This window comes from Rhodobacter capsulatus, assembly GCF_005144475.1.
Lineage (GTDB): Bacteria > Pseudomonadota > Alphaproteobacteria > Rhodobacterales > Rhodobacteraceae > Rhodobacter > Rhodobacter capsulatus_C.
This window is the reverse complement of the sequence record NZ_SWJZ01000043.1, coordinates 29,813-56,162: the sequence shown is the minus strand read 5'-3', so window position 1 is coordinate 56,162 and position 26,350 is coordinate 29,813. Positions and strand designations below refer to the sequence as shown.

General features: G+C 66.2%; 24 protein-coding genes. 4 read left to right on the top strand and 20 right to left on the bottom strand.

All coding sequences use genetic code 11. The annotated features are described in order from the left end of the window. Positions 1-5: 5 nt before the first annotated feature. The 4 genes from FBT96_RS11115 to ade form a co-directional block, all read right to left on the bottom strand. On the bottom strand, positions 6-869 hold the full coding sequence (locus FBT96_RS11115) for a DMT family transporter (RefSeq protein WP_136906627.1): 864 nt from the start codon (positions 867-869) through the stop codon (positions 6-8). A gap of 176 nt (positions 870-1,045) precedes the next feature. After that, on the bottom strand, positions 1,046-1,333 hold the full coding sequence (locus FBT96_RS11110) for an HU family DNA-binding protein (protein WP_013065996.1): 288 nt from the start codon (positions 1,331-1,333) through the stop codon (positions 1,046-1,048). A gap of 145 nt (positions 1,334-1,478) precedes the next feature. After that, positions 1,479-2,954 carry an AMP nucleosidase gene (locus FBT96_RS11105; RefSeq protein WP_136906625.1) on the bottom strand — a complete coding sequence of 492 codons (1,476 nt, stop codon included), beginning with the start codon at positions 2,952-2,954 and terminating at the stop codon, positions 1,479-1,481. Beyond that, complete coding sequence (gene ade / locus FBT96_RS11100) at positions 2,951-4,753, bottom strand: adenine deaminase (RefSeq protein WP_136906623.1); 1,803 nt, start codon at positions 4,751-4,753, stop codon at positions 2,951-2,953. Before ade ends, FBT96_RS11105 begins: the two co-directional genes overlap by 4 nt. A gap of 76 nt (positions 4,754-4,829) precedes the next feature. Between ade and FBT96_RS11095 the strand changes: the two genes are divergently transcribed. After that, entirely contained in the window at positions 4,830-5,666 is an 837-nt protein-coding gene (locus FBT96_RS11095; protein WP_136906621.1) for an SDR family oxidoreductase, read from the top strand. On the opposite strand, the gene FBT96_RS11090 is transcribed toward FBT96_RS11095, so the two are convergent. The 6 genes from FBT96_RS11090 to FBT96_RS11065 all read right to left on the bottom strand — a co-directional run bounded on the left by FBT96_RS11090 (position 5,654) and on the right by FBT96_RS11065 (position 12,831). Further along, complete coding sequence (locus FBT96_RS11090) at positions 5,654-6,889, bottom strand: MFS transporter (RefSeq protein ID WP_136906619.1); 1,236 nt, start codon at positions 6,887-6,889, stop codon at positions 5,654-5,656. The two genes, FBT96_RS11095 and FBT96_RS11090, sit on opposite strands and share 13 nt — an antisense overlap. 49 nt (positions 6,890-6,938) lie before the next feature. After that, the gene (locus FBT96_RS11085) at positions 6,939-8,120 is read right to left on the bottom strand and encodes a TIGR03862 family flavoprotein (RefSeq protein ID WP_136906617.1); all 1,182 of its coding nucleotides are present in this window, start codon (positions 8,118-8,120) and stop codon (positions 6,939-6,941) included. Continuing rightward, positions 8,117-9,142 carry a DNA polymerase III subunit delta gene (holA, locus tag FBT96_RS11080; RefSeq protein ID WP_136906615.1) on the bottom strand — a complete coding sequence of 342 codons (1,026 nt, stop codon included), beginning with the start codon at positions 9,140-9,142 and terminating at the stop codon, positions 8,117-8,119. The genes FBT96_RS11085 and holA overlap by 4 nt, the downstream gene beginning before the upstream one ends. Next, positions 9,139-9,633: an LPS assembly lipoprotein LptE gene (lptE, locus tag FBT96_RS11075; RefSeq protein ID WP_136906613.1), complete on the bottom strand. Its 495-nt coding sequence runs from the start codon at positions 9,631-9,633 to the stop codon at positions 9,139-9,141. The genes holA and lptE overlap by 4 nt, the downstream gene beginning before the upstream one ends. After that, complete coding sequence (leuS, locus tag FBT96_RS11070) at positions 9,620-12,175, bottom strand: leucine--tRNA ligase (RefSeq protein ID WP_136906611.1); 2,556 nt, start codon at positions 12,173-12,175, stop codon at positions 9,620-9,622. Before leuS ends, lptE begins: the two co-directional genes overlap by 14 nt. Positions 12,176-12,321: 146 nt before the next feature. Next, positions 12,322-12,831: a DUF3576 domain-containing protein gene (locus tag FBT96_RS11065; RefSeq protein WP_136906609.1), complete on the bottom strand. Its 510-nt coding sequence runs from the start codon at positions 12,829-12,831 to the stop codon at positions 12,322-12,324. A 278-nt stretch (positions 12,832-13,109) separates the two neighbouring features. Here FBT96_RS11065 and FBT96_RS11060 point away from each other — a divergent pair, with 278 nt between their 5' ends. Both FBT96_RS11060 and FBT96_RS11055 read left to right on the top strand, forming a co-directional pair. Beyond that, a complete protein-coding gene (locus FBT96_RS11060) occupies positions 13,110-14,051 on the top strand; it encodes a porin (RefSeq protein WP_136906607.1) in 942 nt (313 codons plus the stop codon). 92 nt (positions 14,052-14,143) lie between these two features. Next, the gene (locus FBT96_RS11055; RefSeq protein ID WP_136906605.1) at positions 14,144-14,806 is read left to right on the top strand and encodes a YggS family pyridoxal phosphate-dependent enzyme; all 663 of its coding nucleotides are present in this window, start codon (positions 14,144-14,146) and stop codon (positions 14,804-14,806) included. On the opposite strand, the gene FBT96_RS11050 is transcribed toward FBT96_RS11055, so the two are convergent. Together FBT96_RS11050 and ribA are read right to left on the bottom strand one after the other, a co-directional pair. Continuing rightward, on the bottom strand, positions 14,803-15,357 hold the full coding sequence (locus FBT96_RS11050) for a L,D-transpeptidase family protein (RefSeq protein ID WP_169583387.1): 555 nt from the start codon (positions 15,355-15,357) through the stop codon (positions 14,803-14,805). The two genes, FBT96_RS11055 and FBT96_RS11050, sit on opposite strands and share 4 nt — an antisense overlap. Further along, the gene (gene ribA / locus FBT96_RS11045; RefSeq protein ID WP_136906603.1) at positions 15,354-16,433 is read right to left on the bottom strand and encodes a GTP cyclohydrolase II; all 1,080 of its coding nucleotides are present in this window, start codon (positions 16,431-16,433) and stop codon (positions 15,354-15,356) included. The genes FBT96_RS11050 and ribA overlap by 4 nt, the downstream gene beginning before the upstream one ends. A gap of 144 nt (positions 16,434-16,577) precedes the next feature. On the opposite strand from ribA, the gene FBT96_RS11040 reads away from it, so the two are divergent. Next, positions 16,578-17,264: a response regulator transcription factor gene (locus FBT96_RS11040; RefSeq protein WP_136906601.1), complete on the top strand. Its 687-nt coding sequence runs from the start codon at positions 16,578-16,580 to the stop codon at positions 17,262-17,264. Positions 17,265-17,413: 149 nt separating this feature from the next. Here the strand turns inward: FBT96_RS11040 and FBT96_RS11035 are convergent, their stop codons facing one another. The 8 genes from FBT96_RS11035 to purH form a co-directional block, all read right to left on the bottom strand. Further along, positions 17,414-17,758: a DUF3775 domain-containing protein gene (locus FBT96_RS11035; protein ID WP_136906599.1), complete on the bottom strand. Its 345-nt coding sequence runs from the start codon at positions 17,756-17,758 to the stop codon at positions 17,414-17,416. A gap of 19 nt (positions 17,759-17,777) precedes the next feature. Further along, positions 17,778-18,968: a DNA recombination protein RmuC gene (locus FBT96_RS11030; RefSeq protein WP_136906597.1), complete on the bottom strand. Its 1,191-nt coding sequence runs from the start codon at positions 18,966-18,968 to the stop codon at positions 17,778-17,780. Continuing rightward, positions 18,965-20,818: a DNA mismatch repair endonuclease MutL gene (mutL, locus tag FBT96_RS11025; RefSeq protein WP_136906595.1), complete on the bottom strand. Its 1,854-nt coding sequence runs from the start codon at positions 20,816-20,818 to the stop codon at positions 18,965-18,967. The genes FBT96_RS11030 and mutL overlap by 4 nt, the downstream gene beginning before the upstream one ends. Before the next feature lie 48 nt (positions 20,819-20,866). Next, entirely contained in the window at positions 20,867-22,183 is a 1,317-nt protein-coding gene (locus tag FBT96_RS11020) for a M16 family metallopeptidase (protein WP_136906593.1), read from the bottom strand. Next, entirely contained in the window at positions 22,180-23,568 is a 1,389-nt protein-coding gene (locus FBT96_RS11015) for a M16 family metallopeptidase (RefSeq protein ID WP_136906591.1), read from the bottom strand. Before FBT96_RS11015 ends, FBT96_RS11020 begins: the two co-directional genes overlap by 4 nt. A gap of 90 nt (positions 23,569-23,658) precedes the next feature. Continuing rightward, positions 23,659-24,213, bottom strand: coding sequence for a DUF3035 domain-containing protein (locus FBT96_RS11010; RefSeq protein WP_136906589.1), 555 nt, complete (start codon positions 24,211-24,213; stop codon positions 23,659-23,661). Positions 24,214-24,280: 67 nt separating this feature from the next. Then, on the bottom strand, positions 24,281-24,757 hold the full coding sequence (gene lspA, locus FBT96_RS11005) for a signal peptidase II (RefSeq protein WP_136906587.1): 477 nt from the start codon (positions 24,755-24,757) through the stop codon (positions 24,281-24,283). 6 nt (positions 24,758-24,763) lie between these two features. Then, the gene (gene purH, locus FBT96_RS11000) at positions 24,764-26,350 is read right to left on the bottom strand and encodes a bifunctional phosphoribosylaminoimidazolecarboxamide formyltransferase/IMP cyclohydrolase (protein ID WP_136906585.1); all 1,587 of its coding nucleotides are present in this window, start codon (positions 26,348-26,350) and stop codon (positions 24,764-24,766) included.

The window sequence follows — 26,350 nt, the reverse complement described above, 5'->3', positions numbered from 1 at the left end:
ATCGCTTACCTTTGTTTCGACAGCTGCACGGCCAGAATGCCGCCGGTGATGATGACGACGCCCAGCAGGTCCGGCAGCCCCAGCCGTTCGCCCAGCACCGCGGCCGCGATGGCGACGCCGAAGAACGGGTTGAGGAAATGGAAGGTGGCGGCCTTGACCGCGCCGATCCGTCCGACCAGCTTGAACCAGATCCAGGTCGCCAGAAGCCCGGGGATCAGCGTCGTGTAAAGGAAGGCCAGCACGAGACGGGTCGAGGGCACCACCTCCCAGGTCTCGGTGAACGCCGACACCACCGCCAGCACCGCGGCGCCCACCAGCATCTGCAAGCCGACGATCATCAGCACATTGCCGCCCGAAGACGCCCCGCGCACCGAGAGCGTGGCAATCGACAGCGCCAGGGCGGCCGCGAAACACAGGCTCAGCCCGACCGGATCGACCCCGCCCGAGAGCCGCGCCCCCATGATGATCGCGACGCCGATCACCCCCGCCACCAGCCCGGCCAGACCCAGCGGCCGCACCGTGTCGCCGTAGACGACGCGGCCCAGAAGCGCCACCATCAGCGGCATCGTCGAGGCGACGATAGAGGCGACCGAGGCCTGGATCCACTGCATCGCGACAAAATTGAGCCCGAGGTAAAGCGCGTTCTGACAGACGCCGAAAATCAGCGTCGCCTTCCACTGCGGGCGCGTCAGCCGCCAGCTTTGCCCCAGCGCCAGCGCGATCGCGACACCCAAGCCCCCCGAGATCAGGAACCGCGCCGAAAGCGCCAGCAGCGGCGGCGCCTCGGCCACGATCATCCGCGCCGAGGTGAAGGCCGATGACCACATCAGCGCGAAGGCAAGCCCCATGACGATGGCGCGAAGATCCATTCCGTTCCCCCTGTCGGTGCGATTTCGAACAGCCAGAGCCGGAAACCCCCGCTTCGGACAAGATAAAACCTGTATGCGATACAGGTTCTTTGCCCCGGGGCGGGTCCGGCCATGCAAAAGGCCGCCCTGCGGAGGCAGAGCGGCCCGAATTCGGCACCCTTGCGGGGCTGCGGGGATCAGACGTTGACGCTGTCCTTGAGGGCTTTGGCGATCGTCACCTTCACCTGCTTGTCAGCCGGTTTCATCATCGTTTCCCCGGTGGCCGGGTTGCGCACCTGACGCTCCGGACGGGCCTTGCACGAGACCTTGCCGATGCCCGGCAGCGTCACCGACCCGCCCGCCGCGACTTCCTTCGTCACGACATCGGCGATGGCGTCGATGGCGGCGGTCGCGGTTTTCTTGTCCGACCCCATGGCTTCGGCAAGGGCTGCCACCAGCTGGGTCTTGGTCATCGGTTTCGACATGGGTCTTCCTCTCATACGCCCCGGGTGGAGGGGCCATCTTGATCCGTCTGCACGGTTTGATGCGCCCTCTAACACACGGTTTTTTCCAGCATGGCAAGCCTTTTCGGGCAGGTTTTGCGGATTTTCCCGGCGTCAAGGCAGCGCATCAGAGGAAGGCGGTTTCGTCGAAAGACCGCAGTTTCCGGCTGTGGATTCGCTCCAGCGGCATGGCCCGCAGCTTCTCCATCGCGCGCACGCCGATCAGCAGATGGCTGGCCACTTGCGTGCGATAAAACTCGGTCGCCATGCCCGGAAGTTTCAATTCTCCGTGCAGCGGCTTGTCCGAGACACAGAGCAGCGTGCCATAGGGAACGCGGAACCGGAACCCGTTCGCGGCGATGGTCGCGCTTTCCATGTCGAGCGCCACGGCCCGGCTTTGGTTCAGCCGCTGCACCGGGCCGGACTGGTCGCGCAGTTCCCAGTTGCGGTTGTCGATCGTCGCCACCGTGCCCGTCCGCATGATCCGTTTCAGCTCGTAGCCCTCAAGCTGGGTGATCTCGGCCACCGCTTCCTGCAGGGCCACCTGCACCTCGGCCAAGGCCGGGATCGGCACCCAGACCGGCAGGTCATCATCCAGCACGTGATCTTCGCGCAGATAGGCATGGGCCAGCACGAAATCGCCCAAGGATTGCGAATTGCGCAGCCCTGCACAATGGCCGACCATCAACCAGGCATGCGGGCGCAGCACCGCGATATGATCGGTTGCGGTCTTCGCATTCGACGGCCCGACGCCGATATTGACCAGCGTGATGCCGTTCCCGTCCGGCCGTTTCAGGTGATAGGCTGGCATCTGCGGCAGCTTCGCCAAGGGCGGGATCATGCCATCAGCCGTGGTGATTTCGACATTCCCCGGCGCGACGAAACTGGTGTAGCCCTGCGCCGGATCGGCCAGCATCTGCCGCGCGACCTTTTCGAATTCATCGACGTAGAACTGATAGTTGGTGAACAGAACATGGTTCTGGAAATGCTCAGGCGCGGTCGCGGTGTAATGCGACAGCCGGGCAAGCGAGTAATCCACCCGTTGCGCGGTAAAGGGCGCCAGATGCCCCGATCCATCCGGGTTCGGCTTCGCCGTGCCGTTCACGATGTCGTCGTTCATGCTTTCCAAGGACGGCACGTCAAAGACATCGCGCAGCGAAATCGTCAGCGCGCCTTCCTGCGGGATCGTCACCTCGGGCTGGCCTGCGACGGCAAAATGCACCGGGATCGGCGTGTCCGAGGGGCCGATCTGCACCGGCACGCCGTGGTTGCGGATCAAAAGCCCGATCTGCTGCGTCAGGTAATTGCGAAACAGATCGGGGCGGGTGATCGTCGCCACCTTGGTCCCGGGCGAGGAGACATGGCCAAAGCTCAACCGGCTGTCGGCCTTGAGATGCGAGGTGACGGTGATCCGCACCTCGGGGTAAAAGGCACGAAAGCGCGTGTCGGCGCGGCCGGTGGCCAGAACCTCGTTGAACTTCTGCAGAAGAAAGCCGGTCGCCTCGGCGTAAAGCTGTTCCAGCCGCGCCACCGCGGCGGCCGGATCGGTGAAGCTGTCATGCGCCGAGGGCGGCGGGGTCAGGATCGTCACGGGATCGTTCATGCGAAAAGCTCGGTCAGTTGGAATTTCGTCACATCGACAAGGCCAAGGTCGGAAATCCGGATTTCCGGGATCACCACCAAGGCCAGCAGCGAATGCTGCATATAGGCGTTGTTGAGCCTGCAGCCGCAGTCGGCCATCGCTTTCACCATCGCTTCGGCCCGCGCGGCGACCTCGGCGGCGGGGTCGTCGGACATCAGCCCGGCAATCGGCAAGGGCACGGCGGCCAGTTCGGCCCCGTCCTTCCAGACGCTGATACCGCCGCCCATCTCGCCCAGCCGGTTCGCCACGGCGGCCATCGCGTCGCGGTCGGTGCCCACCACGATCATGTGATGGCTGTCATGCGCGACGGTCGAGCCGATCGCCATGGACCCCTTGTAGCCAAAGCCCGAGACGAAGCCGTTCACCACCTTGCCGGTGCCCCGGTGGCGTTCGACCAGCGCGATCTGCGCCACGTCTTTCGCCGCGTCCGGCTGCGCCAGCCCGTCAAGAACCGCCAGTTCCGCCGTCAGGGCCTTGGTCGGCGCCTGATTTTCAACGACGCCGATCACCCTTGCGGTGACGGTATTCGCCCCCTCGGGCGCGGCAATGGCGAAATCTTCGGCACTCAGCCGCTTGCCCAGATGCACGGTCTTGCGCGCAGTTTCCGGCCAGTCGTAATGCGGGCAGTCGGCTTTCAGCGTGCCGTTTTCCGCCACCACCTGCCCCCGCGCGATCACCACCTCGACCGGCAGGGTGACAAGATCCGAAGTCAGGATCACATCCGCCCGCCGCCCGGGCGCGATCGAGCCCAGTTCCCGTTCCAGCCCGAAATGGCTCGCCGTGTTCACCGTGCACATCTGCAACGCGATCAGGGGATCGCAGCCGCAGGCGACGGCATGGCGATAGGCGCGGTTCATGTGGCCTTCGTGAACCAGCGTGCCGGAATGGCAATCGTCGGTGCACAGAATGAAGTTGCGTGGGTCCAGCCCGCGTTTCGTCACCGCGGTGATCTGGCTTTCGACGTCATACCAGGCAGAGCCGAGCCGCAGCATCGCCCGCATCCCCTGCCGCACCCGGGCCACAGCGTCGTCTTCGCAGGTGCCCTCGTGGTCATCGGCCGGACCGCCCGCCGCATAGGCGCGGAACGGTGCCCCCAGATCGGGCGAGGCATAATGCCCGCCGACGGTTTTCCCCGCCCGCTGCGTCGCGGCGATCTCGGCCAGCATCTTGGCATCGGCGCCGATCACGCCCGGAAAGTTCATCATCTCGCCCAGGCCCACGATCCCGGGCCAGCTCATCGCTTTCGCCACATCCTCGGGGGTGATCTCATAGCCCGTGGTTTCCAGCCCCGGCGCCGAGGGGGCGCAGGACGGCATCTGGGTGAAGATGTTGACGGGCTGCAGCATCGCCTCGTCATGCATCATCCGCACCCCGGCCAGACCCAGCACATTGGCGATCTCATGCGGGTCGGTGAACATCGTCGTGGTGCCATGCGGGATCACGGCGGCGGCGAATTCCGCGGGGGTCAGCATGCCGCTTTCGATATGCATGTGGCCATCGACAAGCCCGGGGATCATGTAGCGGCCCTGCGCCTCGATCACGGTCGTTTCCGGTCCGATGGCCGAGGTCAGATCGGGGGCGATGGCGGCGAAACGCCCCTCGGCAATCGCGATGTCGTATCCGTCCAGCACTTCGCGGCTTTGGACGTTGACCCATCTGCCCTGCCGGATCACGCAATCGGCAGGCGAACGGCCCGCGGCGACGGCAATAAGACGCGGCGCGGCCTCGGGCCAGGTTTTGAGAGATGTCATATGTTCCATGACCAAAGGTGCCAGAGCTTTTTGCCCTTCGCAAGTGACGACGTGATGACTAGGTTGCGAGCCGAAGGAGAAACCCATGAAAACGTTGCTGTCGATCGGTCACGGATATTCGGCGCGGGCGCTGGCCCGGCTGCTTCTGCCGCAGGGCTGGCGGATCCTTGCGACGACGCGCAGTGCCGTGAAAGCCGAAATGCTGCGCAGCGAAGGGGTGGAGGCGATGGTCTGGACCGGGGGGGAGTTACCCCTTGCGGAGGCCACGCATCTGCTGACCTCGGTCGCGCCGGATGGCACGGGGGACCCGGTTCTTGCTGCGCAGCGAAACGCGCTTTGCGCTGCGCAGCATCTGGAATGGGTCGGCTATCTGTCCACCGTCGGCGTCTATGGCGATCATGGCGGCGGCTGGGTCGATGAGGAGACCGCGCTGACCCCCACCACCACCCGCGGCGTGCAAAGGGTGGCGGCCGAGGCGGGCTGGCAGGCGCTGGGCCTGCCACTGCAGATCTTCCGGCTGGCGGGCATTTACGGCCCCGGCCGCGGCCCGTTCGAAAAGGTCCGCGATGGCACCGCCCGGCTGATCCTGAAGCCCGGGCAAGTGTTTTCGCGCATCCATGTCGAGGATATCGCGCAGGTTCTGGCAGCCTCGATCGCCGCGCCCAATCCGGGGCGGATCTACAACGTCTGCGATGATGCGCCGTCGCCGCCCGAGGATGTTCTGGCCTATGCGGCGGAACTGCTGGGCCTGCCCCGCCCGCCCGAGCAGCCCTTTGACCCGGCCAGCATGAGCCCGATGGCGGCAAGTTTTTACGCCGAGAACAAGCGGGTGCGGAATGACCGGATCAAGACGGAACTGGGGGTCAAGCTGCGCTACCCCGATTACCGCGCAGGTCTTGAGGCGATGCTTCAGGCCGGTTGAGCCTGAAGCGCGCGTTCCTTCACCGGCAGGTGCACAAGGGCCGAGAACGCCCCCATGCCGACGCCGACCCACCAGACCAGCGTGTAATCGCCCGACAGGTCGTAAAGCCGCCCGCCCAGCCAGACGCCCAGAAACGCGCCGACCTGATGCGAGAAGAACACCACGCCGTAAAGCGTGCCCATGTAGCGCAGCCCGTAAATCTCGGCGATCAGGCCCGAGGTCAGCGGCACCGTGGCCAGCCACAAAGCCCCCATGACCAGCGAGAAGATCAGCACCGTCGCGGGCGTCATCGGCATCAGGATGAAGGCGGCGGCGGCAAGCGTGCGCAAAAGGTAGATGATGGCGAGCGCGTATTTCTTGGAATAATGCCGCCCGGCCCAGCCCGCAAAGATCGTGCCCGCGATATTGGCCAGACCGATCAGCGAAATGGCGACGGCGCCAAGGGTCGAGAGGCTCTCGATCCCCACCGCGGCCAGCAGCGAGCCGGGGGGAACCGCGCCGCACATCTCGGTCACCATCGCCGGGAAATGCGCGGTGATGAAGGCAAGCTGATAGCCGCAGGAGAAAAAGCCCAGGAAAATCAGGGTGAAGGACGGGTCCCGCAGCGCGCGTTTGAGCACCGTGGCCATCGGTTCTTCGATGCCGCGCGGGGCGCTGCGGGCGGGGCTGCGCAGCAGCGGCAGGGCCAGAAGCGCCAGCAGGATGGTGACGGCAAAGATCACGAAGACGGTCTGCCAGGGGAAGTGCCGCAACAGCAATTCCGCCACCGGGGCGCCGAAGACTTGCCCCGCCGAGCCCGCGGCGGTGGCGATGCCCAGCGTGAGCGAGCGGTTTTCATGCGACGCCGCGCGGCCGACGACGGCCAGGATCACGCCAAAGCCGGTGCCCGCGATGCCGAAGCCGACGAAGATTTCCAGCAGGTCATGTTGCCAGGGCTGGGTGGCAAAGGCGGACAGCACCAGCCCGAAAGCATAGAGCAACGCGCCAAGGATGATCGCCTTGCGGTCGCCGAACCGTTCCGCGATGGCGCCGAAGATCGGCTGCCCGATCCCCCAGGCGAGGTTCTGGATCGCGATGGCCAGCGAAAATTCCGCCCGCGGCCAGCCGAATTCGGTGGCGATCGGGATCTGGAACACCCCGAACGACGCCCGGATGGCGAAGCCAAGCATGAGGATGATGGCACCGCCCACAAGGACGGGGGTGATCAGGCGGGTCTGGGTCATTTGGTCTCCCTCGCAAGGGAACCAGTTCGCCATGCGGGGCGGGGCTGCGTCAATCTGTCGATTGTGCCCCGAACAATCGCGCCGCCGCCTGCCCCGCGACGCGGCCGGTGGCCAGACAGCCGGTCAGCAGATAGCCGCCCGTCGGCGCCTCCCAGTCCAGCATCTCGCCCGCGGCAAAGACCCCGGGCAGGGCTTTCAGCTCCAGCTGCCCGGTCAGGGCGGTGGCGCAAATGCCGCCCGCCGAGGAAATCGCCTCGGAGAGCGGCCGGGGGCCAAGATGGCGCACCGGCAGCGCCTTGAGCTTGCGCGCCAGCGCCAGCGGGTCCGTGGGCAGCGGCCGCCCCCATTCCTGCAAAAGCGCGAGCTTCACCGGATCCAGCCGCAGCGCCTTGCGCAGCCGATTGGGCAGGCTGTCGCGCGCGGGCGTGCGGCCCAGCCGATGCGCGATGTCATCGAGCCGCAGATCGGGCGCAAGGTCGAGCGACAAGGGCGCCCCGTCGCGCACCGCAGCGGCGATCGCATAGATGCCGCCGCCTTCAAGGCCCCGCGCCGACAGGACAAATTCCCCCCGGCTGGTCTGGTCGGGCGTGATCAGCGCCGCGCCCTTGACCGGCTGGCCCAGATGCGCCGCCATATGGGGCGACCAGTCCACCAGCAGCCCCATGTTCGCGGGTTTGAACGGCGCAAGGGTCACGCCCCTGTCCGAAAGCCACGGCACCCAGGCGGCGTCCGAGCCAAGCCGCGGCCAGCTTGCGCCCCCCAGCGCCAGAACGGTGACGGCGGGGGTCAGCAGCTGCGCCCCCTCGGGCGTTTCAAACGCGAAGCCATCCCCGGCAAAACCCGTCCAGCGCCAGCGCGTGCGCGTGTCCACCCCCAGATCGGCAAGCCGCCGCGCCCAGAGCCGCAGCATCGGCGAGGCTTTCATTTCGACCGGAAACACCCGCCCCGTCGAGCCGGTGAACAGATCGACCCCCAGCGCGCGGGCAAAATCCATCACCGCCTCGGGGCCGAAGCCTTCCACATGCGGGCGGATCCAGTCGGGCGTGTAAGCGTTCAGAAACTGCGCAAGCGGTTCGTCGCGGGTCAGGTTCAGCCCGGATTTCCCCGCCATCAGAAACTTGCGCGCGAGCGTCGGTTTCGCCTCGGCCAGAATGACCCGGGCGCCGGCGCGGGCCAGTTCCTCGGCCGCCATCATCCCCGCCGGACCGCCGCCGATCACCAGCGCCGTCACAGCTTCGCCGCCACGGAAGCAAGCCGCATCAGCGCGCGTTCGATCACCGCCATCTGCGGCGCTTTCGACGCCGAGCGCAGCGTCAGATCGGCCTCGATCAGCACCTTCAGCGCTTCTTCCAGCCGCATCATCCCCCAGCGGCCGGCCTGCCGCTGCAGCACGTCGCGGCGCGGGCCAAAGACCGGCGGGCGCAGCTTGCCAATCCCCGCGCCCACGCCGCCCGGGTCCGAGGCCGCCATGTGCAGGGTCCGAAAATGCCGCGTCGCCATGATCGCCAGCGTCACCGGCTGCGCGCCCTGCCCCTCGATCCGGCGCATCATCCGCGCCAGATCCAAAGGCCGCCCGTCGGCCACCAGTTCCAGCACCTCGTCGATCTCGGCTTCGACCGTGGTCGGCGCCGAAAGCGCCACCTCGGCCGAGGTCAAGGGGCTGCTATCCCCATGTTTGTAAAGCGCGATCTTTTCGATCGTCTGGCGGAAATCGCCGGGATCGAGCGCCTTCGACAGGGCCAGAACATCGGTCATCGTCTCGTTCGGGATCGCCCGCAGCCCGGCCTTTTTCAGGATCTCCTCGATCTCCTCGCGGCTGGGCGGATCGTCGTAAATCCCGATCGCATAGGCGTTCGGGTGATTCTCGAAGATCTTGCGCAGCGCCGATTTCGCCGTCAGCGCGCCCGCCGTGACGATGATCTGCGCATCGCCATGCGTCCAGGCCTTCACCGCCGCGTCAAAGGCCGGGGCGGTGGTGTCGGTGGCTTCCTCGACAAAGACGACGCGGGGGCCGGGGAAAAAGCCGATCTCCTTGATGCCGTCGATGACTTGCGAGGCATCCTTGCGCAGATCGGCGCCGGAAAGCCGGGTCAGCCGCATCTCGGCCTCGCCCTCGGGGCCGATCAGCGCCGCGATCACCTCTTGCCGCCGCAGCGCGACCCGCATCGCATCGGCGCCGTAGATCAACAACCCAAGCCGCGCCGGATCGGGCTTGCCGAAATAGCGCGTCGCGGCGATGCCGGTCAGTTTCATTTCGGCAGCGTGCTCGCCTGCGCCAGCAGACGGGTGACGATCTGATCGGCGAGCATCCGCATCAGGCGGCGATGCGCGTCATCCTCGGCCGAGGAGGTCGCGACGACCGAGCCCGAGGCCGACCAGGAGGTGAAGCTGCTCACCTTGCCCGCCAGCAGCACGGCATCCGAGCGGCTGTCATGCAGCCGATACTCGACCTGCCCGGTCAGCGAATAGCGCGTGGTGGCGCCTTCGGGGGTGATCGCCTGGCCCAGAACATCGGTGCCGACCGTGTAGGACAGCCGATAGCGGGCCTTCTCGACCGGGCCGAGCCGTTCCGACAGCCGCCGCACCAGCGCGAAATCGTCGGGCGTCTGCGGCATGTCGGTTTCGACGCGGCCCAAAAGCCCGGCCGCGCCGCCCTTTGGCCCATAGGCCGGGGTGAAGCCGCAAGCCGAAAGCGTTGCGGCGCCGAGCAGAGCCAAAAAGGACCGACGGTCAGATGACCACATTGACGATGCGCCCCGGCACGACGATGAGCTTTTTCGGCTGGCCACCGGCCAGAACCTTGATCACAGTCTCGTCTGCCAGCACGAGCTTTTCAACCTCGGAAGCGGGCATGTCCTTCGGCACGGTGACTTCGGACCGGCGCTTGCCGTTGATCTGAATCGGCAGCGTGACCGTGTCTTCGACCAGCATCGCCGGATCGGCCTTCGGCCAGGGCGCGCGGACGACAAGCCCTTCGCCGCCCTGATGCGCCCAGACATCCTCGGCCAGATGCGGCACCATCGGCGCCATCAGCTGCGCGAGCGTCCGCATCGCCTGTTGCCGCACCGGTTTCGAGGCATCCGATTTCGCCAGCGTGTTGGTGAATTCGTAAAGCTTGGCAATCGCCTTGTTGAAGGCGAAATTCTCGATCGAGAAGGTCACATCGGCAATCGCCCGGTGCATCGCCCGCAACAGCGCCTCATCCTCGCGCGGCGGCAGGTCATCGGGCAGGCTGGCAATCCGGTCGCACAGGTTCCACACCCGGGTCAGGTGCTTGCAGGCGGCCTCGGCCCCCGAGGCGGTCCATTCCACGTCACGCTCGGGCGGGCTGTCCGACATCACGAACCAGCGCGCGGTATCTGCGCCGAATTGCGCGATGATGTTCATCGGATCGACGACGTTCTTCTTCGATTTCGACATCTTGGCCGAGGGGATGATCTCGACCTTTTCCCCCGTCGATTTCAGCGTGCCGGTCTCAAGGTCCACCTCTTCGGGCAGGTGCCAGACCGGGCGGCCATTGGCGTCGGTGGTCTTGTAGATCTCGTGCGTCACCATGCCTTGAGTGAACAGCGCGTCGAAAGGCTCGATCGCTTTCGCGGGCAGGTGCCCGGTCTTCGCCATCGCCCGGGCGAAGAAGCGGGAATAGAGCAGGTGCAGAATCGCATGCTCGATGCCGCCGATATATTGATCGACGTTCATCCAGTAATCGGCATCCTCGGCCACGGTCGGGGTCGTCGCATGGGGCGCGGTGAAACGGGCGTAATACCAGGACGAATCGACAAAGGTGTCCATCGTGTCGGTTTCGCGCCGCGCCGGGGCGCCGCAGCTCGGGCAGGTGCAGTCGCGCCAGGTCGGATGCCGGTCAAGCGGGTTGCCCGGCTTGTCGAAGGTCACGTCATCGGGCAGCCGGATCGGCAGGTTTTCCTTTTTCTCGGGCACGACGCCGCAAGTGGCGCAATGCACGACGGGAATCGGGCAGCCCCAGTAGCGTTGACGGCTCAGACCCCAGTCGCGCAGGCGGTATTTCGTGACGCCGGTGCCCCAGCCCTGCGTTTCCGCGACGGCGATGGCACTGGCCACGCCGTCTTCGCCGGTCTGCACGCTTTCGCCGGCAAAGCCGCGGATGTAGCGCAGGGTTTCCGATTTCATCGGCACGAAGGCTTCGGTCAGCACGGCTTCCTCGGCGCCCTCGGCGACGAAGACCGGGTTGATCGGCAGGGCATATTTCGTGGCGAATTCGAAGTCGCGCTGGTCATGCGCCGGGCAGCCGAAGATCGCGCCGGTGCCGTAATCCATGAGGATGAAGTTCGCGATCCAGACCGGCAATTCCCAAGCCGGATCAAGCGGATGCTTGACACGAATCCCGGTATCCAGACCGATCTTCTCGGCGGTTTCGATGGCTTCCTCGGTGGTGCCGCCCTTGCGGCATTGCGCGATGAACTCGGCCATTTCCGGGTTCGCCGCTTCCAGCACCTTCGCCAGCGGATGGTCGGGCGAGATGCCGACGAAAGACGCCCCCATCAGCGTGTCGGGCCGCGTGGTGTAGACCTCGATCTTGCCGAACCCCTCGGGCGCGTCCACCGTGTTGAAGCTGAATTGCAGCCCGCGCGACTGGCCGATCCAGTTCGCCTGCATCAGCCGCACCTTTTCCGGCCAGTCCTTCAGACCATCAAGGGCCGCAAGCAAATCGCCCGCGTAATCCGAGATCTTGAAGAACCACTGCGTCAGTTCCTTGCGCTCGACCAGCGCGCCCGAGCGCCAGCCGCGCCCGTCTTCGACCTGTTCGTTCGCCAGAACCGTCATGTCGACCGGGTCCCAGTTCACCACCGCGTTCTTGCGATAGACAAGGCCCGCTTCCAGCATATCCAGGAACATCGCCTGCTGCTGGCCGTAATATTCCGGGTCGCAGGTGGCAAACTCGCGGCTCCAGTCGATCGACAGCCCCAAAGGCTTCATCTGCGCGCGCATGTCGGCGATGTTGGAATAGGTCCAGTCCTTCGGATGGCCGCCCCGCTCCATCGCGGCGTTTTCCGCGGGCATCCCGAAAGCGTCCCAGCCCATCGGGTGCAACACGCTGAACCCGCAGGACATTTTATACCGCGCCACGACATCGCCCATGGTGTAGTTGCGCACATGGCCCATGTGGATGCGCCCCGAGGGATAGGGGAACATCTCGAGCACGTAATATTTCGGCCTTGCGGGATCCCGCCGCGCGGTGAACACGCCTGCCGCCTCCCAGGCGGCTTGCCATTTCTGTTCGCTCTGGCTCGGTTCGTAACGCGACATCTGGCCCCTCGTTCGTCATCGGTCGCGGGTTTGCTACACCGCGCGGGGCCGGAAGGTCCAGTGATCAGCACGGACAAGTGACAAAATATCCCCGCCGCGGAAGCGTCCGGGCGGGGAGAAGGCCCCTGTCGAAAGGGTCGAAAGGCTTAAAGACCCGAGTCGCGAATCCGCAGCTGCCGGGCCCGGGTCAGGATCGCATCCTCGACCGCGCGGACGGTTTCGGGGGCGACCGTGCCGCCGCGGCTTTCCAGGGACACCTTGAGCGAGCGCGCATCAAGCGCCGGGTCGGTGACATGGATCGTCGCGCGATAGGCCTTGCCGCCGCCGGGCGGCGTGCCGTAGCCGGTGACGATCAGCCCCGAGAACGGATCGACCGACTGGATCGGCAGGAAGTCGAGCACCTCAAGCGAGGCCATCCAGAGGTACTTGTTGACCCCGATCGAGATGTTCGGGTCGGTATTGTTCGAAAACAGGTCGAACAGCGTCGATTGCTTCGGTTCGACGTTGAACTTGTCCCGGGCGGTTTCCTGCTGTTGCGGCGCGGATCGGGCCGGGCCGCCCCAGTTGAACAGCTTGCCGCTGGAGGTGCCGCAGCCTGCCAGACCAAGCGCGACCGTCATCACCAGACCGGTGCGCAAAGAGGTTGCTTTCTTCATACGATCGACTGCCCCCGCAGGCTGAACCCATTGGCTTTTCCTGTCTCTAGCCGATGGCCGGGGGGGCGACAAGATTTTTCCCCCGCGAGGCCGCCCGCACCGGGTCGCAACGCCCGGCGGTCCCAGCGGGGGACTGTGGCAAAGCTGCACCACGCAGTTTCGCTTTGGCCGGTTCGGTCCCGTTTTCGTTGCAATATGAGGCGTGGCGAGAGAAAAAGCCTCCGTACCCACCTCGGATTCCCCTGAGTTGGGGCTTACCTTAGCAAAATGAGGGAAAAATGAAAAAGCTTCTCATCGCGTCGACCGCGCTCGTCATGGTCGCCGGCGCCGCCGCCGCCGAAGTGAAACTCTCGGGTGACGCCCGCATGGGTGCGACCTACAACGGCGAAGACTGGAACTTCTCGAGCCGCGCCCGCGTGATCTTCACGCTCTCGGGCACCACCGACTCGGGCCTGGAATTCGGCGCGACCTTCAAAACCTCGGACATCCGCAGCAACGCCGCTGGCACCGAAGATCCGCGCAACGGCAACCGTGGCACCGTCTTCATGTCGGGCGCGTTTGGTAAGCTGACCATGGGCGATATCGCCTCGGCTCCGGAAGAACTCTTCGGCGATCTGGCCGACGTGGGCTACATGGGTGATGACTGGGGCACCCAAATTGGTCTGACCAATGACATCCCCTACCTGACCCTCGACAACGAAACCACTTCGGGTCTGATGTACACCTACAGCGCCGGTGCGTTCTCGGTCGCCGCTGCGATGACCGACGGTCATGGCTACGGCTCGAAAATGGTCGGCTCGTACGAAGAAGACACCCAAGCTTACTCGGTGGCCGCGGCTTACACCTTCGGCAACTACACCGTCGGTCTCGGCCACGAGATCCTCGACCGTGATGGCGCTGGCCTCGACATGAGCCAAACCGAACTCGCCGGCATGGCGAAATTCGGCACCACCGACGTCAAAGGCTACTACGCTGTTGGCGGCGACGAAAACCCGGTTGACGACGCGATCGGCCTGAGCGTTGCCTCGGCCTTCGGCGCGACCACCGTCAAAGGCTACGTGCAAAAAGTCAACTTCACCAACGACACCGACGTGACCTGGTACGGCCTTGGCGCCGACTACGATCTCGGCGGCGGCGCGATCCTCGCGGCTGGTATCCAAGACGACGACGCGGATGACACCGACGTCACCGCCAACATGGGCGTGAAATTCAAGTTCTGATCCGTCAGAACCTGATTGGGAAAGAGCGGGCCTTGGCCCGCTCTTTTCTTTTTCGGCGCCCTGTGCTGGATTGCGCCGCAAAGGAGATCGCCATGGGATTGCAGGAGATTGAGCGCCGGATCGCGGAGGCGACCCGCGCCGCGGGCCGGGTCGAGGGATCGGTGCGGCTGATCGCCGTGTCGAAGGTGCAGCCGCCCGACCGGGTGCTGGCGGTGCTGGACGAGGGGCAGCGGCTGTTCGGCGAAAATTACGTGCAGGAAGCCGCGGGCAAATGGCCCGCCTGGCGGGCAGAGTTCCCGGGCGTTTGCGTGCACATGATCGGGCCGCTGCAGACGAACAAGGCGAAGCAGGCGGTGGCGCTGTTCGAGGCGATCCACACGCTCGACCGGTCCTCATTGGCGGTGAAGCTGGCCGCGCTGGCGCAGGTGCGGGGGGGCAGCCCGGATCTTTTCGTGCAGGTCAACACCGGCGCCGAGCCGCAAAAGGCGGGGGTTCCGCCCGAGGCCCTGGATGCTTTCGTCGCCGAGGCGCGGCGGCTCGATCTGCCGGTGGTCGGGCTGATGTGCATTCCGCCCGAAGCGGAAGATCCAGCGCCGCATTTCGCCCTGCTGGCGGGGATGGCGGCGCGCAACGGGCTGACCGGGCTTTCGATGGGGATGAGTTCGGATTTCGAGGCGGCGATCGCCGCGGGGGCCACGCATGTGCGCGTGGGCTCGGCCATTTTCGGGGCGCGCGATTACGGCGCGAAGGCCTAGGCCTTGTCGGCGGACCGGGGCGCTGCCCCGGACCCCGGGATATTTGCACCAAGGTGAAAGCAGGCGAGATTCGGGATCTCGATCTCCGTGCCGGGCTTCAGGTTGCGGGCGAGTTTGAGCAGATCGGCGCGGCAGAGCGCAAGACAGCCCGCGGTCGGATAGCCAAGGCGGCGGCGCTGATGCAGGAAGATCGCCGAGCCCTTGCCGGGCGCGGCTTTCGGGTAGTTCCAGTCGGTGATCAGCACGATGTCGTAAAGCGGATCGCGGCGGGCGAGGCGTTCGTGGCTGGGTTTGAACGGCGCCTTCACCGGCTGGTTGTAGGCGGGGTGGTCGGGATCGTCGCACCACAGGTCCCGCGGGCCGATGGGCCTGGCCCATGTCGCCGGGCGGGGCAGGCGGTCGGCGCGGTAAAGCATCCCGACGATGCGCAACCGGCCGATCGGGGTGGCGCCGTCGCCTTCGCGTTTCGTCAGGCTCAGCCCGCCGCGGCCGATCTGCACCGGATGGCGGCGACCGTGGAACAGAAGTCCGGTGGCGGTCAGGCGGATCACAGCAGATGCCCCGATTTCGCCGCCTTGGTGGCCAGATAGGCTTCGTTGTGGCGGCTTTTGCCGACCTGCAGCGGCACCCGCTCGGTCACCGCAATGCCGTGGGTTGCCAGCATCCGCACCTTGGCCGGGTTGTTGGTCAAAAGCCGCACCGCGTTGAAGCCGAGCTTTTTCAACAGCGCCGCGCCGATGCGGAAATCGCGTTCGTCATCCTCGAAGCCCAGCCGGTGGTTCGCCTCGACCGTGTCAAAGCCCTGATCCTGCAGCGAATAGGCGCGCATCTTGTTGGCAAGGCCGATGCCGCGGCCCTCCTGATTGAGGTAGAGCAGCACGCCCGCCCCCTCGGCCCCCATCTGGTGCAGTGCCGCATCGAGTTGCGGCCCGCAATCGCATTTCAGCGAGCCCATCACATCGCCGGTGAAACAGGCCGAATGCAGCCGCGCCAGCACGGGTTGCGCCCGGTCCGGGGAACCGATCTCGATCGCGTAATGTTCCGGCCCGCCATCGTCGGGGCGGAAGATATGCAGCCGCCCCTTTTCCGCCGCCCGCATCGGCACCCGCGCCGCGGCCACCGGGGCAAAGGCGGCTTCCGAGGACAGCAGGTGCAAGACCTGCGGGGCATCAAGCGCGGTCAGCCCCTTTGGCGCGGGATCGGGCAGAGGCGCGAGCAGCGCCGCGGGCAGAAGCTGCGCCGTCTTGCACAGCCCGATCGCGGCACGGGCCAGATCCGCATCGCCGCCGCGCAGGCTGGTCAGCGGCCCTTTCATCGGCACGCGCAGATCATCTGCCGGATCGGCCAGCGCCCGCAGCCAGGCCAGATCGGCGTCCTCGGGCACGGCGATCCGGGCGAGATCCGCGTCATAGACCCGGGCTTTCAGCGTTTCGGCCCGCCAGGCGGTCAGCGCCAGCGTCAGCGGCCCGAGACTGCGCAGCGCTGCCAGACGCTCGGGCGAGAGCGTCTCGACGGCAACGGCCAGACCCTGCCCCGAGAGCACGACGGGAAGCCCGAGCCGCAGATCGGCGCGGGCACGGTTCACAAGCTCAAGGGCGCTCGGGCCAAGAAGGGAGGGCGTTTCCATGGCTGGAAGATAGCGATGACTGAAACAGATTGAAACACTTCCCGCCCCTGCGTCACCCTTGCGTGAGAAAGATTTCACCTCCCTTGCCGCAGTCGTGATGAGAGTCCAGCTTGACGGAAACCGCAGCAAGACCGGGAGGCAAAGATGGCCGGATTGAAGAAAATTCTTCTGGTGGATGACGACAGCGACCTGCGCGAGGCGCTGGCCGAGCAACTGATCGCGACCGAGGAATTCGACGTGTTCGAGGCGGGCTCGGGCGCCGAAGGCGTCGAAAAGGCCAAGGGGGCGCTTTATGACCTTGTCATGCTCGATGTCGGCCTGCCCGATACCGACGGCCGCGAGCTGTGCAAGAAGCTGCGCAAGCAAGGGGTGAAATGCCCGATCATGATGCTGACCGGCCATGATACCGACGCCGACACGATCCTTGGCCTTGACAGCGGCGCGAATGATTACATCACCAAGCCGTTCAAGTTCCCGGTGCTGCTGGCCCGCATCCGCGCCCAGCTGCGCACGCATGAACAGTCGGAAGATGCGGTGTTCCAGCTTGGGCCGTATACGTTCAAGCCGGCGATGAAGATGCTGATCGACGCCAAGGAGCGCAAGATCCGGTTGACGGAAAAGGAAACCAACATCCTGAAGTTCCTCTATCGGGCGCAGGACGGGGTGGTGGCGCGCGACGTGCTGCTGCACGAGGTCTGGGGCTACAATGCGGGGGTGACCACGCATACGCTCGAAACCCACATCTACCGGCTGCGGCAGAAGATCGAACCCGATCCGTCGAATGCGCGGTTGCTGATCACCGAGTCGGGCGGCTACCGGCTGGTCGCCTGAACCGAAGCCTGAGCGGGGGTTTCACACCCCCGCACCCCCGTGGGATATTTTCGCCAAGGTGAAAGGCAAGACCGGGATCTGCTGTCACCTTGGTGCAAATATCCCGGGGGGAGTCCGCTTGCGGACGGGGGGCAGAGCCCCCCCCTTTTTCAAACAGTGGGGTGAATCTCGTCCTCGGCCTCTTCCAGGCTGACGCCCATCGCATTCAGCCCGTCTTCAAGGTAATCGGCCAGCATCGGAATGCCGAGGAGATAGTCTTCGGTCGGCGCCGTCGCCTCGGCCTTGGCGGTCTCGAAGGCCTCGTCGAATTCCGCGGCCTCGAAGGTTTCGCGCCCGATCCACATCAGCGCGGTCAGCGCCGCCTGTTCATCCTCGTTCAGCGCGGCGATGAAGGCGCGCAGCTCGCGCCCCTGACCGGACCCGGGCACCTCGGCGTCGAATTTCCGGGCGCGGATGATCACATGGGCGATTTTCGACGGGCTGATCGGCAGCATGACACGTCCTCCTGTTCCTTCACTCTCGTCCCGGATCGGCCGTGACGCAAGCGCCATCTCGGCTTTTGACGGCAAGCCGCAGGGGGGGCTCGGCCGCCAGCTCCTCGAAGTCGAAATTGTCGAGCCGATGCGCCCGTTTGCCCGCCTTTTCGGCGGAGGTCTTGATCTCTTCGATGTCGCGCGCGGCCATGCCGAAATGGCGGTCAAGGTTTGCCACCCGCTCGCCCAGCCGCCCGACATCCCCATGCAGCGCCGCCAGTTCACGCCGGATCGCCCCCGCCTGCGCCCGCATCCGCGCATCCTTCAAGACCGCGCGCATCGTGTGCAGCGTCGCCATGCAGGTGGTCGGCGAGACGATCCAGACCTTGGCGGCGAAACCCTCGCGCACCAGTTCGGGGAAATTCGCGTGCAGCTCGGCATAGACAGCTTCGGAAGGCAGGAACAACAGCGCCCCGTCCGAGGTCTCGCCCTCGAGGATGTAGCGGTCCGCGATCGCCCGGATATGCGCGCGCAGCGAGATCCGCATCATCCGTTGCGCCTCGATCAGCTGGCTCTGGTTCTCGGCCCGGCGCAGGGCTTCATAGGCTTCGAGCGGGAATTTGCTGTCGATGACAATGGGCCCGGGCGGATGCGGCAGATGGATCAGGCAATCGGCGCGCCGCCCGTTCGAAAGCGTCGCCTGCATCGTGTAGGAATCGCGCGGCAGCGCCTTTTGCACGATGTCATGCAGCTGGATTTCCCCGAACGCGCCGCGGGTCTGCTTGTTCGACAGAATGTCCTGCAACCCGAGCACATTGCCCGAAAGCTTCTCGATATTCGCCTGCGCCTTGTCGATGGCGGCCAGCCGCTGTTGCAGATCGCCCAGGCTGCGCGCCGTGCGGGTGGCCGAGCCGTGCAGGCTTTCGGTCATCGCCCGGTTCACCTCGGCCAGCCGCGCCTCCATCAATTGCAGCATCCGGCTTTGGCTGGCCGCCTGCGCCTCGCTCACATGATGCAGCCCGCCTGCGAGCTGGTGCTGGCCATCGGACAGCGCCTGCACCCGTTGCGCCAGTTGCAAAAGGGTCCCCGCCAGCGGGTCCAGCGCCTTCGCCGCGCGCAGCGACGCCCGCAGCATCAGCAGGATGAGCAGCACGACAAGCCCCGCCGCACCCAAGGCCGTCTGCACCAGCGGGTCCTGCAGGTCGATCAGATGCGGGCCGATCTGCATCATGTCCGGCCGAAGAGCCGTTCGATGTCGGAGAGTTTCAGCTCGACATAGGTCGGGCGGCCGTGGTTGCACTGGCCCGAAAGCGGGGTGGCCTCCATCTCGCGCAAGAGCGCGTTCATCTCCTCGACCCGCATCTGCCGGCCGGAGCGGATCGAGCCGTGACAGGACATCCGCGACAGCACCGCGTCGATTTTCGATTGCAGCCGCAGGCTGTCGCCCTGATCGGCCAGCTCATCCAGAATATCGCGCAAAAGCGCGGCGGCATTGATTTCCCCAAGGATCGCCGGGGTTTCGCGCACCGCGATGGCACTGCCGCCGAAGGGCTCGATCGCCAGACCAAGCCGGTGCAGGTCCTCGGCCACATCGAGCAGCCGTGCGGCTTCGGCGGGGGAAAGCTCGACGATTTCGGGGATCAAGAGCGCCTGCGCCGCGATGCCCTTTTCGGCGCTTTGCGCTTTCAGCCGTTCATAGACCAGCCGCTCATGCGCGGCGTGTTGATCGACGATCACCATGCCGCGCTCGGTCTGGGCGATGATGTAGTTTTCATGCAGCTGCGCCCGCGCGGCCCCCAAGGGGCGGTGGATCAGCGCCGCCGTTTCGGGCGGGGCGGGCTCGACCCGGGCCGAGGGGGCGAAGGGCGCGGTGAAGGGTTGGGGCGCCTCGTCGAAGCTTTGCAGGGGCATCTGCGCGGCAAAGGCATTGCGGATCGCCCCGTAACTTGGCCGCTCCATCTGATAGAGGCGGGGCTGCGCCGGTTCGGGCTGCATCGCGCCCAAGGTGGCGGTGGCAACGGTGGAGGACGACCGATGCCCCGATTGCGCCAGCGCGTGGCGGATGCCGGTCACGATCAGGCCCCGCGGCACGCCCGTTTCGCGAAAGCGGACCTCGGCCTTGGCGGGGTGAACGTTGACATCGACCGATTCGGGATCGCAGGTCAGGAACAGAACCGCAGCCGGGTGGCGGTCGCGCGACAGCACGTCGATATAGGCGGCCCGAAGCGCGCCCAGAAGCATCTTGTCGCGCACCGGGCGGCCGTTGACGAACAGGAATTGCTCGATCGCGGCGCCGCGGGAATAGGTGGGCAGGGCGGCATAGCCGGTCAGCCGGATGCCCTCGCGTTCGGCATCGAGGGGCACGGCATTGTCGGCAAAGGCCCGGCCCAGGATGCGGCCCAACCGGCCCGAGAGCGCGCCGAACAGCTCGCCCTGTTCGGCATCGGCGCGAAAGATTTCCCGCGTCTCGGTGCCCGCGATCTCGCGCAAACTGAAGCTGACATAGGGCTCGGCCATGGCGAGGCGCTTCACCGTGTCGGCGATGGCCTGCGCCTCGGTCCGGTCGGTGCGCAGGAATTTCAGCCGCGCCGGGGTGGCAAAGAACAGATCGCGCAGCTCGACCACGGTGCCGCGGTTCAGCGCCGCCGGTTTCACCGCGCCGATCTGGCCGCCTGAAACGGTGATCTGCGCGGCGTCAAACCCCTCGGCGCGCGAGGTGATCGTCAGCCGTCCGACCGCGCCGAGCGAGGGCAGGGCCTCGCCGCGGAACCCGAAGGTGTGGATGTTCAGAAGGTCCGAGCCGTCGATCTTCGACGTCGCATGCCGCGACAGTGCCAAGGGCAGGTCTTCGGCGGTCATGCCGCAGCCGTCGTCACTGATCCGGATCAGCGTCTTGCCGCCGTCCGCATAGGCGATCTCGACCCGGCTGGCCCCGGCATCGAGCGCGTTTTCCACCAGTTCCTTCACCGCCGAGGCAGGGCGTTCGACCACCTCGCCCGCCGCGATGCGGTTGGCGGCGGCGTCGTCAAGCTGGCGGATCACCGGGCGGGAGGCGCCGATCTGGGGGGGCTGTGCGTTCATGCCACAAGGGATAGCACAGCCCGAAACCGAGCCCAACAGATTCGGGGCTTACTTCAGCCCCTCGGGCTGGCCGACGACGACAAAGCGCAGCCCCTCGGCCTTGATCAGCCGCTGCGCCACGCGGGCGATGTCGGCCTTGGTCACCGCATTGACCCGGTCGTTGCGGCTGTTGATGTAATCGACCGGCAGGCCGTTCAGCTGCATGCCCGCCAGAATGTCGGCGATATTGCCGTTGCCGTCAAAGCGCAAAGGATAGGCGCCGGTCAGATAGGTCTTGGCATCGGCCAGTTCGCGGTCCGTGACCTTGCCCGTCGCGGCCCTGGCCCATTCCGCCTTCACGATCTCGATCGCTTCCGCCACCTTGCCATTGGCCGAGGAGAAGCTGCCCTGCCAGGTCTCGGCCAGATCCTTCGGCACCAGATAGGTGTAGATGCCATAGGTCAGGCCGCGCTTTTCCCGCACCTCCTCCATCAGCCGCGAGGAAAACCCGCCCGCGCCGAGGATCTCGTTGAAGACATAGGCGGGGAAGAAATCCGGGTCCGACATCGCCAGACCCTGTTCGCCAAAGATCACCGTCGCCTGCGGCGTGTCGAAGGGAACGACGGTCACGCCGCCGGTCAGGGTCAGATTTGCGCGCGGCGGCAGGGGCGCACCGGTGGCGGGCAGCTCGCCCAGAAGCTTGTCGAGCAGCGGGCCCAGATCGGCGGGGGTGATGTCGCCCACCGCCGAAACCACCAGCCGGTCGCGGGCCATCACCCGGGCCTTGGCGGTGAACATGTCCTCGCGGGTCAGCGCCTGCACGCTGTCAAGCGTGCCGTTCAGCGAGGTGCCATAGGGATGATCACCATAAGCCAGCTTGCGGAAGGCCTCGCCCGCAAGCGCCTGCGGATCCTGCGTTTCCGAGGCGATGATCGACAGCACCTGCCCGCGCACCCGATCGACCGAGGCCTGATCGAAATGCGGATCCGTCAGCGCGCCGTGCAAAAGATCGACCGCCTTGTCGCGGTTTTCGGTAAGCATCCGGGCGGAGATGCTCAGCGTGTCATCGTCGATGTCGAATTTGAAACTGGCGGCAAGGGCCTCCTGCGCCGCGGCAAAGCCCTGGCTGTCCAGATCGGCCGAGCCCTCTTCCAGCGTCGCCGTCATCAGGTTGGTGGCACCGCGCTTGCCCGGCTCATCGAGGCTCGCCCCGCCGCGAAAGCGGATTTCCAGCGCGGTGAAGGGGATGTCATGCGCCTCGACCAGCCAGGCCCTGATGCCGCCGGGCGAGGTGACCTCGGTGATCTCGATCGCCGCGGCGGGCAGGACGGAGAGGACCGTCAGGGCAAGCGCGGCAAGCAGGCGAAACGGGGCGCGAAGGATCATTGCGTGGCCTCCGGGGTCAGGACGGGTGCGACGGGGGCGGGGGCGGCGGAAACCGGCGCGCCGCCGCCGCCCGCGGTTTCGGCAAAGACCGTCACCGAGCCCGCCGGATCGAACAGCGCCGTGGCGGCGGCCATCACGTCGTCGGGGGTGACCGACATCAGCACCTCGGGCCAGGCCGCGACATCAGCGACGGAAAAGCCCGAGGCCAGCGCCTCGCCATAGCGCTGCGCCAGCGCCTCGGTGTCGTCCTGTTCATAGATCTGGCTGGCGCGGATCTGCGTGCGGATGCGCTCGAACTGTGCCGGGTCGATGCCGTCGGTGAGGAAATCGGCCAAAGCCTTGTCCAGCGCGGCTTCCGCACTGGGCAGGTCGACATCTTTCGCGGGCATCACCGCCAGCGTGAAAGTGGTCTTGTCGATCGACATGCCGTCATAGCCCGCCGAGACATGGATCGCATCGCCCGCCTCGAACACCAGTTTGCGCCCCAGAACCGAGGTCGCCATGTTGCCGCCCAGCAGCTCCGCCAGAATCGTCAGCGCCGCGGCCTGTTTCTGATCGCCCGGATCGCGTTCGGGGGCCAGATAGCTGCGCATCACATAGGGCTGGGCGATGCGGGCATCGCGAAACACCATGCGCCGGGCAGCGAGCTGCGGCGGCTCCTGCGGGCGGACACGCGGCGGGATGTCCTGGGACGGGGCCAGCGGGCCGTAATATTTCGTCGCCAGCGCCTTCACCTGATCGGGCGTCACGTCGCCCGCCACCACCAGCACGGCATCATTCGGCGCATAATAGCGCCGATACCAGGCCAGCGCGTCCTCGCGGGTCAGCTCCTCCATCTCCTGACGCCAGCCGATCACCGGCGTGCCATAGGGGCTGTTGAGGAATTGCGCCGCCCGCATCTGTTCGCTCAGCAGCGCCGAAGGATCGCTGTCGGTGCGCTGGGCGCGTTCCTCCAGAATCACCTCGCGTTCGGTCTTCCAGTCATCGGGCGAGATGCGCAGGTTGCGCATCCGGTCGGCTTCCATCTGCATCACCAGTTCCAGCCGGTCGGCGGCGATGCGCTGGTAATAGGCGGTGTAATCATAGCTGGTGAAGGCATTGTCCGAGCCGCCATTCGCCGCCACGACCTTGGACAATTCGCCCGGGGCCAGCGTGTCGGTGCCCTTGAACATCAGATGTTCCAGGTAATGGGCGATGCCCGACTTGCCGCGGACCTCGTCGGCCGATCCGGCCCTGTACCAGACCATCTGCACCACGACCGGGGCGCGGTGATCCTCGATCACCACGGCCTCAAGCCCGTTCTCCAGGGTAAAATGGGTCACCGGCGCGGCTGACGCGCCAAAAGCCGTCGCCGTCAGGAACAATCCGGCAAGCATCGTGCGCATGAGCACCTCCGTCGATCTGTCGTCAGGGTAACGCCGCAGCCGCAACAGACAACCGTGACGGTGCGGGACTGACGCAGGTTTGATCGGCCGTTACGGCAACGCCTCCTGCGCCGTGCCCGAGGGCGGTGCGGCGGGGGTGCGCAGACCCTGCTGCCGCCAGCGCTCCAGCTCGGCCTGCTGGTCAAGCGACATCGGCGCATAGGCCTTGAGATAGACGTTGATGTTGAACAGCCGTTCCAGCAACCGGCCGTCATGCTGGCGCCGCCATTCCAGATCCTCGGCGGCGAGCCGGTCGCGGATCGCGGCTTCGGTGCCGAACCGCCCCGAATGGCCCAGCAGACCGCCATCGCCGGTGGCGCGGCCGGTGCCGGTCACGCGGGCGGGATCGCCGCCCAGCGCCGCGACGGCATCGGCCTGCGGCGTCGGATCGGTGATGTTCGCGCCCCCCGGCGTCGGCGCGGGCAGCTCGGTCAGGCTGTCAGGCATGGCAAGGGGCTTGGTCGGCAGGATGCCGAATTCATCCGGCCCCGAGGTCGAGGACCGCAGGTGCATCAGCTCGGGCTGTTTGTCCTTCGCGCCGCCGCAGCCGCCAAGGGCCAGCGCCGTCACCAGCGCAATCCCGAGCGTTCCAGACACCGATCGCATGCAGCACTCCATCGCCGTTTGCCCCGTCTTAGCCTATCACCGTCCGCACGTCACGTCCCAAAGGCACTCACGCCCGGCCGGACTTGCCCTCGCCGGTGAACAGCACCAGCCCCGCCGCGCCGAGGAAGATGGCGATATCGGCGACGTTGAAGGAAAACGGGTTGTCCCAGAACGGTGTCGAGACATTGAGGAAATCGGCCACCGCGCCATAGGCGATGCGGTCGATCACATTGCCCAGCGCCCCGCCGATCAAAAGCCCCGCGGCGACCTGCCCGCGCAGCCCCTGCGGATGGCGGCTGACCCAGTGCCAGACCCAGGCCGAGATGGCGAGCGCCATCACGACCAGGGCCCAGCGGGTGATGTCATCCTCGCCCGAGAACAGGCCGAAGTTGATGCCCCGGTTCCACGCCATGCGCAGGTTGAACCAGGGCGGCAGCACCGCCATCTGGCCGATCCGGTCGAGCCCGATCCATTGCACGACGATGAATTTCGTCACCTGATCGAGCAGCAGCACCGCCGCCGCAAACCGCGCCATCAGTCGCATGATGCCTCAGTGCCGGAAGTGGCGCATGCCGGTGAAGACCATGGCGAGGCCGCGTTCGTTCGCGGCGTCGATCACGTCCTGATCGCGCATCGAACCGCCGGGCTGGATGATCGCCGTCGCGCCTGCCTCGGCCGCGGTGATCAGACCGTCGGCAAAGGGGAAGAAGGCGTCAGAGGCAACGACCGACCCCTTGGTCAGCGGCGCGGGCAGGCCCATCACCTCGGCCATGTCCTCGGCCTTGCGGGCGGCGATCCGGGTGCTGTCGACGCGGCTCATCTGCCCCGCGCCGACGCCGACGGTGGCGCCGTCACGCACATAGATGATCGCATTCGACTTGACGTGTTTCGCGACCTTCCAGGCAAAGAGCAGGTCTTTCAGCTCCTGTTCGCTCGGCGCGCGTTTGGTGACGACCTTCAGATCATCGAGCGTGATCGCGCCATTGTCCTTGCCCTGCACCAGGAAGCCGCCCGCGACCTGGCGGAAGCTGGTGATCGCGGCTTTCGGGTCGGGAAGCGCCCCGGTCGTCAGCAGGCGCAGGTTCTTTTTCGCGGCGAAGATCGCCTTCGCCTCGTCGGAGGCCGCGGGGGCGATCACGACTTCGGTGAAGATCTTGCAGATCTCTTCCGCCGTCGCGGCGTCAAGGGTCTGGTTCAGCGCGATGATGCCGCCAAAGGCCGAGGTGCGGTCGCAATCAAACGCCCGGGTGTAGGCCTCGAGCATCGTCTTGCCGGTCGCCACGCCGCAGGGGTTGGCGTGCTTGATGATCGCGCAGGCCGGGGCCTCGGTCGGGAATTCCGCCACCAGCTCAAAGGCCGCATCGGTGTCGTTGATGTTGTTGTAGCTCAGTTCCTTGCCCTGATGCTGCTGCGCCGTGGCGACGCCCGGGCGGGCCGAGCCATCCAGATAGAAGGCGGCCGATTGATGCGGGTTTTCGCCATAGCGCAGGGTCTGCGCGAGCGTCCCGGCAAAGGCGCGGCGGCGCGGGGCCTCCGCGCCGATCGCCTGCGCCATCCAGGTGGACACGGCGGCATCATAGGCCGCGGTGCGGGCATAGGCGATCTGCGCCAGCCGCTGCCGGAAGGCGAAGGTGGTCTTGCCGTCGTTGGCATCCAGTTCCGCCAGAACGGCGGCGTAATCCTCGACATCGACCACGGTGGCGACGAAGGCATGGTTCTTCGACGCGGCGCGGATCATCGCCGGGCCGCCGATGTCGATATTCTCGATGCAGTCGTCATAGGCGGCGCCCTTGGCCACGGTGGCCTCGAACGGGTAAAGGTTGACGACGAGCAGATCGATCACCTCGATGCCATGGGTTTCCATCGCGGTCAGGTGTTCGGTGTTGTCACGCAGCGCCAGAAGACCGCCATGCACCTTCGGGTGCAGCGTCTTCACGCGGCCATCCATCATCTCGGGGAAACCGGTCACCTCGGCCACGTCGCGCACCGAAAGTCCCGCCTCGCGCAGCGTCTTGGCGGTGCCGCCGGTCGAGAGCAGCTCGACCCCGCGGGCGGCCAGCGCGCGGGCGAAATCGACCAGACCGGTCTTGTCGGACACCGAAAGCAGCGCACGGGTGAGCGGAACGGGATGGGTCAC